Origin of the sequence: Streptomyces sp. NPDC001728, assembly GCF_040297565.1 — a bacterium.
GTDB lineage: Bacteria > Actinomycetota > Actinomycetes > Streptomycetales > Streptomycetaceae > Streptomyces.
In genome coordinates this window covers 49,405-63,432 of sequence record NZ_JBEOZK010000008.1, presented here as the reverse complement: position 1 = coordinate 63,432, position 14,028 = coordinate 49,405, and the positions used below count along the sequence as shown (strand labels likewise).

General features: G+C 69.8%; 11 protein-coding genes. 8 read left to right on the top strand and 3 right to left on the bottom strand.

The window, feature by feature from the left end; all coding sequences use genetic code 11:
• Positions 1 to 166 precede the first annotated feature (166 nt).
• The 4 genes from ABT154_RS14445 to ABT154_RS14430 all read left to right on the top strand — a co-directional run bounded on the left by ABT154_RS14445 (position 167) and on the right by ABT154_RS14430 (position 5,967).
• Entirely contained in the window at positions 167 to 1,435 is a 1,269-nt protein-coding gene (locus ABT154_RS14445; RefSeq protein WP_351856980.1) for an AAA family ATPase, read from the top strand.
• On the top strand, positions 1,435 to 2,109 hold the full coding sequence (locus ABT154_RS14440) for an RloB family protein (protein ID WP_351856978.1): 675 nt from the start codon (positions 1,435 to 1,437) through the stop codon (positions 2,107 to 2,109). The genes ABT154_RS14445 and ABT154_RS14440 overlap by 1 nt, the downstream gene beginning before the upstream one ends.
• A 92-nt stretch (positions 2,110 to 2,201) precedes the next feature.
• A complete protein-coding gene (locus ABT154_RS14435) occupies positions 2,202 to 4,790 on the top strand; it encodes a type I restriction-modification system subunit M (RefSeq protein WP_351856976.1) in 2,589 nt (862 codons plus the stop codon).
• Complete coding sequence (locus tag ABT154_RS14430) at positions 4,783 to 5,967, top strand: restriction endonuclease subunit S (protein ID WP_351856974.1); 1,185 nt, start codon at positions 4,783 to 4,785, stop codon at positions 5,965 to 5,967. The genes ABT154_RS14435 and ABT154_RS14430 overlap by 8 nt, the downstream gene beginning before the upstream one ends.
• Before the next feature lie 61 nt (positions 5,968 to 6,028).
• Here ABT154_RS14430 and ABT154_RS14425 read toward each other — a convergent pair whose 3' ends face one another.
• Both ABT154_RS14425 and ABT154_RS14420 read right to left on the bottom strand, forming a co-directional pair.
• A complete protein-coding gene (locus ABT154_RS14425) occupies positions 6,029 to 6,250 on the bottom strand; it encodes a DUF397 domain-containing protein (protein ID WP_351856972.1) in 222 nt (73 codons plus the stop codon).
• Positions 6,243 to 7,037: a helix-turn-helix domain-containing protein gene (locus ABT154_RS14420; protein WP_351856970.1), complete on the bottom strand. Its 795-nt coding sequence runs from the start codon at positions 7,035 to 7,037 to the stop codon at positions 6,243 to 6,245. The genes ABT154_RS14425 and ABT154_RS14420 overlap by 8 nt, the downstream gene beginning before the upstream one ends.
• Before the next feature lie 184 nt (positions 7,038 to 7,221).
• Between ABT154_RS14420 and ABT154_RS14415 the strand changes: the two genes are divergently transcribed.
• From ABT154_RS14415 to ABT154_RS14400, 4 genes are all read left to right on the top strand, one after another.
• On the top strand, positions 7,222 to 7,524 hold the full coding sequence (locus tag ABT154_RS14415) for a hypothetical protein (RefSeq protein ID WP_351856968.1): 303 nt from the start codon (positions 7,222 to 7,224) through the stop codon (positions 7,522 to 7,524).
• Positions 7,521 to 7,877: a hypothetical protein gene (locus ABT154_RS14410; RefSeq protein ID WP_351856966.1), complete on the top strand. Its 357-nt coding sequence runs from the start codon at positions 7,521 to 7,523 to the stop codon at positions 7,875 to 7,877. The genes ABT154_RS14415 and ABT154_RS14410 overlap by 4 nt, the downstream gene beginning before the upstream one ends.
• 153 nt (positions 7,878 to 8,030) lie before the next feature.
• Entirely contained in the window at positions 8,031 to 11,582 is a 3,552-nt protein-coding gene (locus tag ABT154_RS14405) for a type I restriction endonuclease subunit R (RefSeq protein ID WP_351856964.1), read from the top strand.
• A 5-nt stretch (positions 11,583 to 11,587) separates the two neighbouring features.
• On the top strand, positions 11,588 to 12,370 hold the full coding sequence (locus ABT154_RS14400) for a M48 family metallopeptidase (RefSeq protein WP_351856962.1): 783 nt from the start codon (positions 11,588 to 11,590) through the stop codon (positions 12,368 to 12,370).
• 18 nt (positions 12,371 to 12,388) lie between these two features.
• Here ABT154_RS14400 and ABT154_RS14395 read toward each other — a convergent pair whose 3' ends face one another.
• Positions 12,389 to 14,023 carry a PucR family transcriptional regulator ligand-binding domain-containing protein gene (locus tag ABT154_RS14395; protein WP_351856961.1) on the bottom strand — a complete coding sequence of 545 codons (1,635 nt, stop codon included), beginning with the start codon at positions 14,021 to 14,023 and terminating at the stop codon, positions 12,389 to 12,391.
• Positions 14,024 to 14,028 lie beyond the last annotated feature (5 nt).

Genomic DNA, 14,028 nt, shown 5'->3' with positions numbered 1-14,028 from the left:
TCGGCGGTGATCTACGGCTGCTGCGCATGAAACTAAGCGCTTGCTCATGCCAAAGTTACCCAGCGGTCACCGGGCCTGTCCAGAGTGAGGAACAGCACGCCCGATGGCCCCGGAGGCGCGCCGATGTCGTTCATGACCATTACCCTGGCCGCGGAGAGGGGGCAGCATGCTGCTGAGGTTTCGTACCGCGAACGTCCGGTCACTGCGGGATGAGCAGGAACTGTCCTTTGTCGTGTCCGAGGACGAGCCGAGCGCTGCCGCTCGGCCGCTGGAACTCGCCGGCAGCGGAACTCTCGGGGTTCTGCCCCTCATCGGCGTCTTCGGCGCCAACGCGTCGGGCAAGTCGAACGTGCTGGCGGCCATGACCGACATGCGGACCGCCGTCCTCAACTCCTACGCGCGATGGGCGTCGTACGACGGCATCCCGCGCCGCCCCTTCGGGCTGGGCGGCAAGGAGGAGCGCGAGCCGAGCTTCTTCGAGACGGACCTGGTGATCGACGGCGTGCGCTGGACGTACGGATTCGAGCTCGGCCCGGAGCGCGTCGAGGCCGAATGGCTGCACAGTTACCCGCGCGGCCACCGCCAGGTCTGGCTCGACCGCGAGGCCTCGCGCACCGAGGTGTACGAATGGCCCGGCGCGCGGGTCAAGGACCGGGCCCAGCTGGTACGGCGCACCCGGCCCAACGCCCTGCTCCTGTCCACGGCCGGCACGGACAACCATCCCCAGCTCTCTCCTCTCTTCCACTGGTTCCGCCGCAATCTCTGGCTCATCAACCCGGAGGACGAGCGGACGCAGCGCGAGGCGTTCACCACGCGGGAGCTCTCGGGAAAGCGCGCACGCCGCATCAACGAGCTGCTGCGTGTCGCTGACCTCGGTATCACCGGCGCGGAGGTCGTCCAGGAGGGGCGGGGCCCGTCCACGGTGAAACTCACCCACCGGTCGGCCTCCGGCGAGGTGGCCTTCGACTGGCACGACGAGTCCTTCGGTACCCGTTCGTGGTTCGCCCTGCTCGGTCCACTGCTCCTTGCCCTCGACGAAGGCGCGGTCCTGCTCGTCGACGAACTGGACTCCAGCCTGCATCCCCGCTTCGCCGCCGAGGTCGTCCGGCTCTTCCACGATCCGGACGCCAACCCGAAGGGCGCGCAGCTGGTCTTCACCTCGCACGACCCGTCGGTGCTCAGCACACCGAGTGGCGGGCGTCTGCTGGAGCCCGGTCAGGTGTGGCTGACGGAGAAGGACGAGGACGGGGCCACCGACCTCTACCCGCTCACCGCCGCCTCCCCGGGCAAGGACGAGGACCTGATGAAGTCCTACCTGGCCGGAGCCTTCGGCGCGGTTCCCGATCTCCTGGAGGGCCAGATCGCCCGGCGGCTGCTCGCCGCCACAGGGCAGGAACATGAGCAGGATCGTGGGCACGGAGCGGAGCTGAGCTGATGGCGCGTACGAGAGGGAAGGACTCGCTGGGTCCGGCGAAGCAGCAGCGTGGGCGCCGCCGCCGGGTCGTCCACGTCTTCACGGAGGGCCGGGTCACGGAACCCGACTACATCAACATCATCAAGGCCCGGGGTGTTTACACCGACCCCTCCCTGGCTGTCGAGGTGCGGATCGCGAACTCCACCGCCCCCGGTTCCCAGCGGAAGCCGATCAAGCTGGTAGAGGCCGCTGTACAGCTGATGCGGGACGAAGCGCGGGACGCGAAGCGCAACGGCCTGAAGCAGGATTTCTGGCCGCAGGTCTGGTGTCTGTTCGACCGCGACGAGCACGAATCCATCGACACGGCGCTGAAGCAGGCCCGCGAGGGGGACGTACGCGTCGCCTTCTCGCACCCCTGCTTCGAGGTGTGGCGGCTGCTGCACCACAAGGCGGTGAGCGGCACGTTCGGCGGGGTCTGTGGGCAGGCGACGGCGCGGCTGCCGTTCGCCAAGGACGCGGCGAACATCAAGAGCGTGCTCCCGGAGCAGATCGCGCGGGGCAGTTACGCGGAGGCCAAGAAGCGCGCGCTGAAGATGAACGCGACGCACGGTGATCACGTACCGCTGGTCAAGCGCGATCCGTACACCGATGTCTTCGCCTTCGTCGAGGACGGGCTCGGAATCACCTCGTACTGACGCGAGCGGGTGGGCCGGTCTCCGTTTTCGCCGGGAGCCCGCCGCCGCCGTAGGGTTCCTACGTCACACCGGGGACGTAGGGAGTCGAATTCGTGGCCAAGCTCACGCTCGCGCAGTTGGAGCGGCACCTTTTCGCTGCCGCGGACATCCTCCGGGGCACGATGGACGCCTCCGAGTACAAGGACTACATCTTCGGCCTGCTGTTCCTGAAGCGGGCCAACGACGAGTTCGAGGCTGCCCGGGAGCAGATCCGCGAGCACGCGGCGAAGAGCATGGGACTCACCGGCGAGCTCCTGGACAGCTACCTGGAGCAGGAGTCCGCCTACGGCGACCGTGACGTGCTGTACGTCCCGAAGATCGCCCGCTGGCCACGGATCTCCTCGGCCACCCACAACATCAACGAGGACCGGCTGCGGCCCGCGCTCCAGGCGCTCGAAGGCCAGAACAGCAAGCTCAAGGGACTCTTCGACCACCTCGACTTCAACCGCATCGGCGGCTCCGGCGCGGCGGCGGGCGCGGCCAAGCTCGCTGACCAGCGGCTGAAGCTGCTCATCGCGCACTTCGGACGCATCCGGCTGCGGACGGACGACTTCGAGTTCCCCGACCTGATCGGTGCCGCCTACGAGTACTTGATCAAGGAGTTCGCAGACTCGGCGGGCCGCAAGGGCGGCGAGTTCTACACCCCGCGTGCGGTCGTCCGCATGATGGTCGAGCTGCTGGGCCCCCGGCAGGGCATGCGGATCTACGACCCGTGCGTCGGATCGGGCGGCATGCTGATCCACGCCAAGGAGTACGTGGAGGAGCACGGCGGTGACACCACGGACATGTTCTTCGCCGGTCAGGACGCCAACAGCGGCTCTTGGATCATGTCCACGATGAACATGGTGCTGCACGGCGTGCGCCGCTTCGACCTGCGCACCGGCGACACCCTGGCGGAGCCGGCCCACGTACCGAGCAAGGATGCGGACCGCTTCGACGGGGTCCTGAGTAACCCGCCGTTCTCCATGGACTACACGCTCAGCGACCTCCTGTACGGCGCGCAGCGCACGACGTACGGGGCGACGAGCGAGCGCGGCAAGGCCGACCTGATGTTCCTCCAGCACATGCTGTGGGAGACCAAGAAGGAGGGGCGCGGCGGCATGGTCATCACGGTCATGCCCCACGGCGTGCTGTTCCGCGGGGGCGGCGAGCAGGAGATCCGTACGAAGCTGCTGGACGACGACACGATCGAGGCGGTCATCGGACTCGCCCCGAACCTCTTCTACGGCACGGGCATCCCGGCCTGCATCCTGCTGCTGCGCCCGCCGGGTAAGAAGGACCCGGCGCGGGCGGGCAAGGTGCTGTTCATCAACGCGGACCGCGAGTACCGCAAGGAGTCGGCCCAGAACGTGCTCCTGCCCGAGCACGCGGAGAAGATCACCTCCACCTTCCACGGGTACGCGGAGGTGCCGGGCTTCTCGCGTGTGGTGACCCGCGAGGAGCTGCGCGACAACGACGACAACCTCAACATCCGCCGCTACGTGGACAACACGCCGCCGCCGGAGCCCCAGGACGTACGGGCGCATCTGGTGGGCGGGGTGCCGCGCGCGGAGATCGAGGCGAAGCAGGACCTGCTGGAGGCGTACGAGGTGGTTCCGGCCGACCTCTTCGCCGAGCGGGACCCGGTCGACCCGGCGTACATGGACTTCCTGCCGGAAGGGCAGCGCCCGGACGCGGCCCGGCTCGCGGAACTGGCCCGCCCGCGCGAGGACGAACTGCGGACCGCCTTCGCCAAGTGGTGGGACGAGGAGGCCCGGCACCTGGAGGCGGTGACGGCGACTCCCGAGCGCCTGGCCGACCTGACGTCCTCGGAGCGCAAGGCCGCGCTGATGGCGGTGCGGGGCTCGTTGATCGAGTCGTTCGTGGAGCGGCTGGGCGGTGTCGGACTGCTCGACCGGTACGCGCTCGCGGGCGCGGTGGCGGGGTGGTGGTACGAGGCCAAGTACGACCTGCTGGCCCTGTCGGAGAACGGGTTCGCGGGCGTCCTGGACGGCTGGGTGGAGAACGTCGACACCCTGCTCGCACCCGAACAGGACCCGAAGACGCGGAAGCTGCGTAAGCGCACGGCGGCTGAGCGGCGCCAGGCGTACGACCACAAGGTGGTCGCGGCGATCGTCCCGGAGTTTCTGACGGAGCTGGCGGAGGCGGACGCCCGCAAGGCGGAGCTGGACGCGCGCTGGAAGGAACTCAACGCGGAGCCGGAACCGTCGGAGGACGGCGAGCCGGAAGGTGACGAGGACGTCACACGCGAGACCGTCGCGTTGAGCGCCCAGCAGCTGGCGGAGCTCGCCCACGTGAAGAAGGAGCGGGCGAAGGCCGGCGCCCTGATCAAGCGGCTTGAGGCGGAGTTCTGGTACCCGTGGCCGAGTGACCCGCCGAAGCTGGGCGAGGAACCACCGAGGCTGTTCGCAGCGCGGGCCGCGCTGGACGCGGAGGGGGAGCGCCGGGTGGTGCTGGAGCTGCTGCGGGACGATCTGGCGGGGAAGCTGGACGGGCATGTGGTGCGTCGGCGGCGGGAGTTGATCGACGCGGTTGGGGTGTGGGCGGACAAGTACGCGGTGTCGCTGCGGGAGATCCGGGCGGAGCGGGAGCGGGCGACGGCGATGTTGGACGGGGTTCTGAAGGAGCTGGGCTATGCGTGAGCTTCCGTCTGGGTGGGCCCGGACTCGTGTGGGTGACCTCTTTGACATGCAGCTCGGCAAGATGCTTAGTAAGGAGGCTGCGGCCGGCCCCTCGCAGCGGGAGTACCTCACGAACAAGAACGTTCAGTGGAATCGGCTGGGTTTCGACGAGCTGAACCGCATGAGCTTCAGCGAGTCGGAGCGAGAGAAGTTCCGTTTGGTTCGCGGGGACTTGCTGGTCACTGAGGGGGGAGAGGTCGGCCGTACCGCGATTTGGGAGGAACAGCGAGCGGAGTGTTTCTTCCAGAAGTCGTTGCACCGACTGCGAACGCGGGGGGTGGTCGAACCGCGTTACATGCTCCATTATATGGAGCATGCGGCTCGCCATGGTCTCTTCGTTGATGGCGTCAGCCAGACGAGCATTGCGCACCTTCCGCAGGATAAGTTTGCGGAGCATCTGGTGCCGCACCCCGTTGAAGTGTCCGAGCAGCAGCGGATCGTCGACATCATCGATGCGGTGTCGGTACAGGAGCGTGCCATTGAGGCGTCGATCGCCAAGCTGAAGTCCGTGATGGCAGGCGCATCGGGTGCAATGCTTGATGAGTTTGTATGGGATCACACTTTGGCGGATGCGTCGGATGGTGCCATCCGCAATGGATTCTCTCCCGTGGAGAGTGAGGTGTGGACCGGGGTGCAGATGCTTGGGCTTGGGTGCCTCACTTCGGCGGGGTTTGAGCCTGCTCAGTTGAAGAATGCCCCGTCGTTCGTTGCGGCCGAGCACGCCGCTATGCTGCGGGATGGGGACCTGCTTATGAGCCGTGCAAATACCCGAGAGTTGGTGGGCCTGGCCGGGGTGTACCGGGATGTGGGATCACCCTGCATTTATCCGGATCTGATGATGAGAATCCGGCCCTCCAGGCGTTGCTCGGTGGATTTCTTGGCCACCGTTCTTATGTCGCCGCGCGCGCGCCGCTATATCCGATCGATGGCACAAGGTACTTCGGAAAGCATGGTGAAGATCTCGGCGAGTGCTGTTCGGCGGGTTCCCGTCCCGTTGCCGAGCCTTGAAGCGCAGGCGCGAGTGCTTTCATCCCTTTCTTCCATCTCGCGGCAGGTGGACGCTGAGAACGGAGAGTTGGCGAAGCTGCAAGCTCTCAAGCTGGGCCTCGTGGACGACCTGCTGTCGAGCGAGGCCTGATCAGTCGTGGGGATATGGCGAGGATCCTGTCGTACGACAAGGGCCGTGAGTCCTTAGGAGTTCAGGCGGGAAACTCGCCGTCCCTTACGGCCGTGACGAACGCCGACCAGTTGGCCGCCGGGAAGACCAGCGCAGGGCCGCATGGGACCTTGGAGTCGCGAGCGGGCACGCCTGACGGGTGACCGTCCAGGACCTCGACGCAGCTGCCGCCGTCGCCGCTGCTGTAGGACGACTTCCGCCAGCCGGTCAACGCTGCTGCGTTCGGGATGATCCGCTCAGTCATGGTTCCCGTAGTCCTTTGCCGTCGCTCTCAGGAGAGCGATCGATTCCTTGCGGGAAAGCGCGTCGCCCAGGGCGAGAGTGTATGTATGTTGCAGTGTCTCAACGAGGGCAGGGGAGTCGTGCAGCCTGCCCATGAGTACGCCCTCACCGTAGGCGATCGGAGGCTGGTCGTCGAACATCATGAGCGACAACATGCCCTGGAGCAGCGGGTGGTAGCCGACTCCGAAGGGCAGGACATGCACGCGGATGCGGTCCCGCTCTGCCAAGCGGACGATGTGGGTCAGTTGCTCGGCCATGACCTCGGGGCTCCCCACGTGGCGGCGTAGCACCGCCTCGTCCAGGAGTGCGCAGAAGAGCGGGATCGCCGGATCGGTCAGGACCTTTCCTCGTTCCAGTCGTGTGACAAGGAGCCTGTCACCTTCCTGTTCACTCCTGGGAGGGAACCCGGGCCGCAGAACCGCACGGGCGTACCCCTCTGTCTGGAGGACGCCTGGCACGAGGGACAGCGCGAACTCCCTGATCATCACCGCCTGCTGTTCGAGGAGCCGGGCCGCTTCGAAGTAGTCGGCGACCGCCGCGCCGTCGTCCGGCAGGAAGCTGCTCAGGACGTTTCCCGTGCCCAGAGCCCTGTCCAGGCGGCGCGCGTCCTCCTTCGACGGGATGCGGCGGCCCGCCTCGATGTGCGCGATGTGCGAACGGGTCATGACCGCCATGTCGGCCAGTTCCTGTTGCGTGAGTCCGGCCGCCAGCCGTTGCTCCTTCAACCAGACCCCATAGATGTTGCTCATGGTCAACTCCCATGTGACAAACGCTTCGTCACCCTCTACCCCCTGGCGAGCCTAGCCCGACCCGTCTCACTCTGTGAGGGGATCGCTACACAGCGATGCCTATTCGCCGGCCACGCACGAAAGACCCCCGCAGCCGCAGTGAACGGCCCGGGGGCGTGGCCATCAACCCAGCGGAGTTGACGACGTGTCGCACTGTATCGCCCGCATCTTCGAGTCGCTGCTGCGGCTCCTGTGGCCCGCGCCGGAGTGTCACCAGCCCCCGAAGGCACCCGCCGCGCCGCCCATCGGCGTACCGCCCGCCCCCGGACGCCCGCCCGAGCCCGTCCTCCGAGGCGAGGGCAGTCCTCTCGTCCGCCCCTACCTCCTCGCCCACGAGCAGCGTGAGCGGGCCCGTCGTCAGCGAGCGCGCCGGCGCGCCCTCTGGCTCGCCGTGCACGGCATCGACATCGGGCCGCGCCTGATCCACGGTGTGGAGGTCGTCGCGTGATCGGCCGGACGATCCACAACGGGCGACTGCTCCCCTGGTCCAGCCCCGAGGGCAAGCCCTGTTACCTCGTCGGCGACGGCACGGGCTACCTCTCCCGGGTCGCCGACAACATCGAGAGCGTGCAGCTGGGCATGGCCGCCGAGCTCCTCGGCCACGCGGCCGACATGGTCGACGACCGCCAGGTCACCCCCGAGCAGCTCCGGTTCGTCGTGGCCCGCATGGTCGAGGCTCTGCGGGATGTGCACCGCATCGCGAGGAGCCGGGGCGCCCGGCTTCCCGTACCCGTACTTGAGGATCAGGAGGGCGAGGCGTCAGAAGAGGAGGAGGGCGACACCGGCCCGCTCGACGGCTGACCGACCCCGCCACCCCCGGTGACGTACCCCGACATGCCCCGGTACGTCACCTGCCCGCGCGGCTTGAACTCTCCCACCCGGCCCGCTCAGGGCGCAGAATGGATCAACTGAGCGGGACCTGGGTGACGGCGGGCGGAAGGCGCGGGGGCGGGCATGGTGGTGCAGGTCGAGCGGGACGAGGTGGAGCGGCCGATCGTCGCGCAGCTTGAGGCGATGGGGTGGACGCACGTCCCGGGGACGACGGTCGGCACGCTGGACGCCGGTACCCCGCTGCTCGTCGATCAGCTCGGCGCCGCCCTGCGGCGGATCAACGTCCGGGCCGACGACGGCGAGTCGTGGATGGACGGCACCGACGTGTCGCGGTCCGTCACCGCGCTGACCTCCGTCTCCCTCGGGAAGGGCGTCGCGCAGGCCAACTTCGACGCCACCGATCTGCTGCTCAGCGGGCACTTCCTCACCGGCCCCTCCGCCGCTCACGGCGGGGCCTCCGCCACCGTGCAGTACATCGAGTGGCACGAAGAGCGGGTCGGGCTCAACGAGTTCACGGTCGTCGACCAGCTCCGCGTGAAGAACCGTTCCGGGGACGTGTCGATACTCGACATCGTCCTCTTCGTGAACGGCATCCCGCTCGTCGCCGTCGAGTGCAAGAGCCCCGACCTCGCCGACCCCGTCCGCAGCGCCGTACTCGACCTGCGGCACTACGCCGGTGACCCCATCGCCGACGACGAGCGTGACGGTTCCGACCTGCCGCTGCCCGCCGGCGTGCCGGAGCTGTTCCGTACCGTGCAGCTGCTGGTCGCCGCGACCGCCGAGACCGCGTATCTCGGGACGGTCACCTCCACGCCCGACCATTTCCATCCCTGGCGGAGCGTCGAGCCGGAGGCCCCGGCCACGCTCCTCGCGGACCTGCCGGACGACGTCACCAAGCTCAACGAGCGGCACAAGCTCGTCGGCGTCGTCCTGCGTCCCGCCGCGCTGCTCACCTTCGTACGCCACTACGTCATCCCGCTCCCCGTCGAGACGGAGTCCGGAGGCACCCGTACGGTCAAGGCCGCCGCGCGCCATCAGCAGTACCGGGCCGCCGAGAAGGCCGTACGCAAGCTGGTCGACGGCCGGACCCGTGGCGGGCTCGTCCTCGAAGACGAGCGCGGCGGGATCATCTGGCACACGCAGGGCTCCGGCAAGAGCCTGACCATGACGTTCCTCGTGCGCCGGATGCATCTGCACCACCGGCTCAGCGAGTTCACGATCGTCGTCGTCACCGACCGCACCCAGTTGCAGGACCAGCTCTCCAAGACGCTGAAGCTCAGCGAGTCGGACGTCGAGACGGCCGAGACCAGGACCCAGATGGAGGGGCTGCTCCGGGACGGCGGGCGCCGGGTCGTCTTCGCGATGATCCAGAAGTACGGGACCGGTGGCGCCTTCGCCACGGGGGCCGGAGGCGACGGCGGAGACGGGGACGGGGACGGCCGGGATCTGGCAGGGGATTACGAGGACGCCGAGCGGGCCCGGAAGGAGCGCCGGGCCGACGTTCCGCCACCCGAGCCCGATTTCCCGGAGTGCAACACGTCCTCCGACATCCTGGTCTTGGTCGACGAGGCCCATCGCTCGCACACCAGCGTGTTGCACGCGGCCCTGCGCAAGGCCGTCCCCAACGCCGCCAAGATCGGCTTCACCGGCACGCCGATCATGACCGGCCGGGTCGAGGACACCCGCCGGATCTTCGGCGGATTCCTCGACACGTACCGCATGGCGGATGCCGAGCGCGACGGCGTCGTCGTACGCATCCGCTACGAAGGCCGTACCGGCGAGGGCAAGGTCTTCGACAAGGACGGCCTCGACCGGAACTTCGCCGACCTGATCCGGGGGCGCACGGACGACGAGCGCAAGGCGCTGCTGCGGCGCTGGCCCACCGAACGGGACGTCGCCGAATCCCAGCCCATGATCCGGGCGAAGGCCGAGGACATGCTGGAGCACTGGGTGACCTGGGTGCTGCCGGGCGGTGGCTTCAAGGCTCAGGTCGCGGCCGTCAGCCGGAAGGCCGCCGTCGAGTATCACCACGCGCTGCGACGGGCGCGCGACCTTCTGATGGTGGAACTCGCCGGATTCAACCCGGAGTCGGTGGCGGGGATTCCGCTGGAGGAGCTGCCCCGCCGCCAGCGCTACCTCTACCAGGCGCACCAGTACCGTACCCTGCTGCACCGTCTCGACTTCGTGCCGGTGATCTCTCCGGGGGAGGAACGGAAGCGCCGTCAGTGGCTGCACTGGACGGACAAGGAGCGGCAGAAGGCGTACATCAAGCGTTTCCACCAGGCATTCCCCCAACTGCGGCCCGCACCCGACTGGGTCACCACCACACCCTTCAACCTGCCGCCGCAGGAGACGACAGGGGCGGGCGCCGGAGCCGGCGACCACCCCTGGTCCCAGGACGAGTCCGGACAACCCGAGACCCGGCCGGGCGCCGCGCCCGATCCGGTGCACCCCGACAGCTCGGTCGCCTTCCTCATCGTGAAGTCCATGCTGCTGACGGGCTTCGACGCACCACGCGAGCAGGCGCTCTACCTGGACCGGCCGATCCGTGACGCCGAGCTGCTCCAGGCCGTCGCCCGGGTCAACCGGCCGATGGAGGGCAAGGACATCGGGTACGTCGTCGACTACTACGGCGTCTTCGAGCACCTGACCGGCGCGCTGGCCGAGTACCAGCAGGCCGATGTCGACGACACCATGCGCAGTCTGTCGGACGAGATCGAGGGCCTCGCGCCGGCGGCGAGGGCGGTGCGCGACTTCCTGAGCATGCACGGCGTCGACGACGCGGACCTGACCGACCCGGCCAAGCTGGGTGCGGCCGCGCAGCGCTTCGAGTCCGAGGCGGCGCGGTTCGGATACGACGACGTGCTGCACGAGTTCCTCGGCGTACTGGAGCGGGTGCTGCCGCACGAGGAGGGCCTGCGGTTCGTGGTGGACGCCCGGCGGTGGGGCATGCTCCAGAAGCGCGTCCGCAGGCTCTACCGGGACGCGCCGGGCGGGACGTTCACTCTGCGCCGCTACGGCCGCAAGGTCCGGGCGATGATCGCCGAACACCTGGAGGGCCCGGAGATCGAGCAGGTCATCGCGCCCGTCTCGCTCGCCTCGCCCGTCTTCGACGACGCGGTGCGCACCATGCCGCCGCGCGAGGCTGCGGCGGAGATGGGACACGCGTTGCGCTTCCACCTGGAGGAGCGGGTCAAGCGTGAGGACCCGGAGAAGTACACACGGCTCTCGGAACGGCTGGAGGAGATCCTCCGGGATCTTCCGGGGCGCTTCGACGAGCAGATCCAGGAGTTCGGCCCGCTGATCGAGCAGGCCAGGCGGGAGGACGAGGAGGACCCGGCGCTCGCGGGGCTCAGCCCGCTGGAGCAGAAGGTGTACCGCCTGCTGGACCAGCTTCTGGAGGAGACCCCGGGAGTCGTCCGGCAGGTCCCGGACACCCGGCCACTGGTCGGCGCGGTCTGTGACGCGGCCGGGCGGACCATGGGCAAGGCGTCGTTCCAGGACCAGAGCCAGGACCTGGACGAGCTGGCGAAGGTCATCCACCGCCAGCTGGTGCCGGGGTTGCTGCCGGCCGACGCCACGGACTGGGCTCCGCTGAACGGCATCGCCCAGCGACTCGCCTCGTTCGCGGCGGAGAACAAGCGGCAATTTCTGGCCAGGCAACGGGGAGAATAGGCCGGGTGACCGCTCTCGCCGACAACCGTGTCCTCCCGACCCTCGCCGAGGGGAATCTCCTCACCGTCGACGGGCTGTCGCTGCGCGTACGGGTCAGTGGCCGCCGCAAGCGGTTCGCGCTGACCGTTGAGTCCGATGCAGGGCTGACCCTGCACGCGCCCGAGGGGCGTCCGGCGGGGGATGCGGAGGACTTCGTCCGCGCGCACTGGTCCTGGGTGGTGACGAAGGTGGCGGCGCGCGAGCGCACTCTCCCGCTGAACCCCGCCAAGCGGTTGGTGGACGGAGAGGTCTTCCGGTACCTGGGGCGGACGTACCGGCTCGCGATTACGGCAGACGGGCCCGCCGACGGCAGGGTGCGACTGATTGCCGGGCGCCTGGTGATGAGCCGCGAGCAGGCCGGGGACCCGGACCGGGGGAGGGCGGCGCTCGCTGAGTGGTACTGCCGGGCCGGGCAGAACTGGACCGCGGGGCGGCTCCAGCCGTGGGCGGCCCGCATGGCGGTCGCGGAGCCCGTACTCGACGTCTGCGACCTCGGTCGACGCTGGGGAAGGTACCGCCCCGGCGACGGCGAGCTAGGGCCCGGCCAGATGAGCCTTGGGTGGCCGCTTTTTCAGCTGCCGATGCACCTCGTCGACTACGTCGTTGCCCATGAGCTCGCCCATGTTCGTGTTCCGGGGCACCGTGCGGACTTCTGGAGGTTGCTGGGGGCGGCGCTGCCCGAATACGACGAGCGCCGGACAGAGCTGGACGAGCTCGGGCGGCGTATGTGGATGGGCGAGATCGTGTAGCAACTGGCTGTGCCGGTCTCACCCCGAGTGCAATGCGAACCACAGCTCCATCCTTACGTCCGGATCGTCCAGATCCCGGTCGAGGAGCACGGCGCAGCGGGCGATCCGCTGCCGGACGGTGTTGCGGTGGATGTCCATGGCGACCGCCGTCCGGTCCCAGCCGCCGTGCAGGGACAGCCAGGTGCGCAGGGTCTCCCTGAGGGGTTCCGTCAGGGGGGCGAGCAGGGTTCGGGCGTACGCGGCGGCCTCGTCCCGGTCCACCAGCCCCGTGAGACCGTCCGCCCGGTGCCGCACCAGCGTCACCCGGGTGGCCTCCGCCCGGCGCAGCGCCCGCGCCGCCTGGGCGTCCCCGGCGGCGAGGTCGGCGGCGTCGACGGGGGCGCTGACCCCGAGGGTCCAGCCGTCCTGGGGGGTGAGGGCGGCGGAGGAGGGGAGGAGGAGGCGAATGGTTCCGGGGGTGGCTTTGCCCGAGCCCGAGCCCGAGCCCGAGCCCGAGCCCGAGCCCGAGCCCGAGCCCGAGCCCGAGCCCGAGCCTGAGGCCGTGGCGCCGTCCGCACCCGCGCCGTCCGCACCCGCGCCCCCCGCACCCGCGCCCGCGCCCCCCGCGCCCGCGCCCCCCGCACCCGCGCCCTGGGCACCGGCGCCCACCCCCACCCCCGCGTCCACCAGCGGTGTCCCCAGCGCCGCCGCCAGGCTCGCCGCCGCGAACGGTGTGCCGTCGCCGCCCGAGGCGTGGACCACCGTCCACGGGCCGGGGCCCAGCGCGCCCGCGGCCTCCGCCGGGGCCGCGCCCAGCAGCAGCCTGACCAGCGCCCCGTCCCGTACCGTCACGTCCGCCCCCCGGTGCGGGGCCGTCAGCAGGGACAGAAGCACGACCGCGACCCCCGCGATCGTGTGGTCCCCGGGGCCGCGCCGCTCCGTCGCGACCCCGAGCGTCAGACCGTCCCCGCCGCCCAGCGCGTACGCCGCGAGCCGCAGCCCGCCGCCGTCCCCGCTCGCCGACGCGGGCCCGCCGGGACGGGGCCCCAGCACCCCCGCCAGCTCGCGCAGCGCCCGCGCCGCCTCCGCCGGTACCGTCCGGCCCGCCGCCGCGGACTCCGTGCCGTCCGCCCCGAAGAGCACCGCCCGCCCCGCCAGCCGCGAGGCGAGCGCGCCGAGCACCGCCGGGACCGGGGCCGGCCGGGCCGCGGCCGTCGCCAGGGACTGCTGGGCCTCCGTCACCCGGCGCAGCTCGTGCAGCCGGGCCTCGGCCATCAGCCGCCACACCGCCCGCGCGACCGCCGTGAACGGAGTCCTCGGCGGCACCTCGACCAGTGGCAGCCCGTGCCGCGCGCAGGCCTCGACCAGTTCCGCCGGAACCGTGTCGTACACCGGGGTCACCCCGAAGGCGAGCGCCGCCGCCCCCGCCTCCACCACCCGCTCCACGTACCGCGCCGGGTCGGTGAGCTGCACGCCCGCCGTCATCAGCAGCTCGCCGCCGAGGAGGTACGGATACGGGTCGGCCATCTCCGAGGTGTGCACCCAGTGCAGCGGTACGTCCCCGGGCCCGGCGAGCAGCCGGAGCCCCAGGTCCCGGCGGGCGAGCAGCGCGGCGAGGGAGACGGGCGGCGCGGGGGGAGTGGGGGAGGCGAGTTCCGGTACGGACACGGTCATGGATC

Excerpts from the sequence above, each read along its gene's own strand:
- ABT154_RS14445 (WP_351856980.1), top strand. The coding sequence starts at position 167 with ATGCTGCTGAGGTTTCGTACCGCGAACGTCCGGTCACTGCGGGATGAG.
- ABT154_RS14440 (WP_351856978.1), top strand. The coding sequence starts at position 1,435 with ATGGCGCGTACGAGAGGGAAGGACTCGCTGGGTCCGGCGAAGCAGCAG.
- ABT154_RS14430 (WP_351856974.1), top strand. The coding sequence starts at position 4,783 with ATGCGTGAGCTTCCGTCTGGGTGGGCCCGGACTCGTGTGGGTGACCTC.
- ABT154_RS14425 (WP_351856972.1), bottom strand. The coding sequence starts at position 6,250 with ATGACTGAGCGGATCATCCCGAACGCAGCAGCGTTGACCGGCTGGCGG.
- ABT154_RS14420 (WP_351856970.1), bottom strand. The coding sequence starts at position 7,037 with ATGAGCAACATCTATGGGGTCTGGTTGAAGGAGCAACGGCTGGCGGCC.
- ABT154_RS14405 (WP_351856964.1), top strand. The coding sequence starts at position 8,031 with ATGGTGGTGCAGGTCGAGCGGGACGAGGTGGAGCGGCCGATCGTCGCG.
- ABT154_RS14395 (WP_351856961.1), bottom strand. The coding sequence starts at position 14,023 with ATGACCGTGTCCGTACCGGAACTCGCCTCCCCCACTCCCCCCGCGCCG.